We start from the raw sequence: 2424 nt of genomic DNA on the forward strand, positions 1-2424 counted from the left end.
CCCGTCATCGCGAGCGCAGCGAAGCGACCCAGGGCAGCGGGACGTCTGCAGGGTCGGCGCCACCCTGGATTGCTTCGCTGCGCTCGCAAGGACGGAAGCATCAGAGGCTGCCCAGGGTGCTGACCCGCACGGCCTCGGACCGGCCGTCCACCGCCTCGTCCCGGATCCGCGCCGGCGCCACGCGGGCCGCCCGATAGACCGCCTCCGACACCACGGCGACGCAGCCGAGGGTCTTGGTCAGCCCCTGGAGGCGGGCGGCGACGTTGACGGTGTCGCCGAGCGCCGTGAAGCGGGCATCGGTGGCATCGCCCATCTCGCCGACGATGGCGGGACCCGCATGCACGCCGATCCCGTACCGGAGCGTGTGCTCCAGATCGGCCGCCAGCAGCCGGTTCAGGGTGTCGACGGCCTCGGCGATGAGGTCGATCGCCCGCAGGGCGTCCCGGGCGGCCTGTTCGGGCTCCGTCTCCAGGCCGAACAGCGCGAGCAGACCGTCGCCGAGGAACTGGTTGGTCGAGCCGCCGGCCTCCCGCACGGCGTCGCCGACCGCGCCGAGGAAGCGGTTGATGATGAACACCGTGTCGTAGGGCAGGCGCTCCTCGGCGAGCCGCGTCGAGCCGCGCAGGTCGACGAACATCGCCACGATGAAGCGCTCCTCGCCGGACTGCGCCCGGTCTAGCAGGTCGGCCTGGCGCACGCGCGGCTGCGGCGGGAGCAGCGGCACCACGGCCATGTCGGTCTCGGGCCGGAACTGGCAGGCGAGGCGCACCCCCGGGCCGGCGGCGATGCGCTCCAGCACCGCCCGCTCGGTGCGGCCGGGCGTGGGCGCGCCGTCGCTGCCGTCCGTCACCCGGATCCGGCAGGTCGAGCACCGCCCGCGGCCGCCGCAGACGCTGGCATGGGGGATCCGGTTGCGCCGGCTCGCCTCCAGCACGCTGGTGCCCCGGGGCACCCGCACCACCCGGCCGTCCGGATAGCTGAGCCGGATCGTGCCGCGCTTGACCTCGGCCAGCGTCCGCGCGCCGCGGGCCACGAGGACCGCCGCCACGAGGCCCGCATAGGTCCCGAGCAGCCCGTTCCGGATGGCGGCGAGCCGCGCCACCTGATCGGGCAGCCCGACATGGACCGGCTGGAGGGCCACCGCCCGCCACGCCGGATCCTGCGCCAGGGTGAGGATCATCCGGCCGCCCTGCGCGAAGCCCAGCAGCGCCAGGACCGGCACCAGCACCGCCAGCGCCAGCAGCCAGGGCGCGATCCTCCCGAAGGCGGGCTTCAGCCGCAGCCAGAAATACAGGCCCATGCAGCCGTGGATCCAGGCCAGGACCAGGACCGTCACCTGCAGGAGGCCCTGCGTCGGCGAGGCGATCCAGAAGGCGTAGAGTTCCTGCGCGTAGCCCTTGTCGAGCCCCTCGGTGACGAAGGAGATCCGGGTCGCCGTGATGTGGCTGATGAGGAGCGTCGGGATCAGCAGGCCGGAGACCAGCTGCAGGGCCTCGGAGGGCCGCCAGTGGAAGAAGCGGGCCGCGTAGAGCGCCTGGAGCCCGAGCAGCAGATGGGTCACCAGCGCGCCGTAGAGCAGCGTCAGGCCGACGGGGTTCAGCCAGACGGCGGTGACGAGGTCGAGGCCGTCCTCCATGGCGTCGAGGGAGACGTTGCCCAGGGCGTGGTTGAGCAGGTGGGTCAGCACGTAGCCGAACAGAATCAGGCCGCTGGCCAGCCGGAGGCGCCGCAGGTTCAGGCGGATCCGCGCGGCCTGCGCGGCGGATCGGGGTTGCGCGCCCGCATCGGCGGACCGGAGCGTCGCGGTCGAGGCTGTGCGCACCATGCTGGGAGGTCCGAAGGGATCGGTTCTGAGACCGCCATTCACGGCCCCTCGTACCAGCAAGACTTCTGCCCCGCCCGATTTATTTCTCCGCGACCGCCATTCACGCGTTCTTCGGCGCGCCCGCCGGAACGCCGCCCCGGGAGTCCCGATGCTGGAGCCCTTCTTCGCCCGAAGCGCCGCCGCGGTGGCCCGCGACCTGATCGGCGCCCGTCTGTTCGTCGGCGCGGCGGGCGGGATCATCGTCGAGACCGAGGCCTACGACCGCAGCGATCCGGCCTCCCACAGCTTCCGCGGCCCGACGCGGCGCAACGCCAGCATGTTCGGGCCGCCGGCCCACGCCTACGTGTACCGCTCCTACGGGATGCACTGGTGCCTGAACCTCGTCTGCGAGCCCGGCAGCGCCGTGCTGCTCCGCGCCCTCGCGCCCACCGAGGGGCTCGCCGCCATGGCGGCCCGCCGGGGCACGGAGGCGCCGCGCCTCCTCTGCGCCGGCCCCGGTCGCCTCTGCCAGGCCCTCGGCGTCACCGACGCGCTGGACGGCGCGCCCCTCGCGCGGGCGCCGTTCCGGTTCGAGCCCCGCGCCCCGGGCGACCCCGAGG

Annotated in this window: 2 protein-coding genes; one reads left to right on the forward strand and one right to left on the reverse strand. The window is 73.9% G+C overall.

Annotated features, from left to right (window positions below; translation table 11 throughout):
* Positions 1 to 100 precede the first annotated feature (100 nt).
* The gene (locus AC1DXK_RS30790) at positions 101 to 1825 is read right to left on the reverse strand and encodes an adenylate/guanylate cyclase domain-containing protein (protein WP_477299693.1); all 1725 of its coding nucleotides are present in this window, start codon (positions 1823 to 1825) and stop codon (positions 101 to 103) included.
* Positions 1826 to 1973: 148 nt separating this feature from the next.
* On the opposite strand from AC1DXK_RS30790, the gene AC1DXK_RS30795 reads away from it, so the two are divergent.
* The coding region (locus AC1DXK_RS30795) for a DNA-3-methyladenine glycosylase (protein ID WP_477299694.1) at positions 1974 to 2424 on the forward strand (451 nt) is incomplete at its 3' end.

The sequence above is a fragment of the Methylobacterium sp. P3_A11 genome (assembly GCF_056403155.1).

Bases quoted from the DNA above. Each gene is read 5' to 3' on its own strand.
- AC1DXK_RS30790 (WP_477299693.1), bottom strand. From the start codon at position 1,825: ATGGTGCGCACAGCCTCGACCGCGACGCTCCGGTCCGCCGATGCGGGC.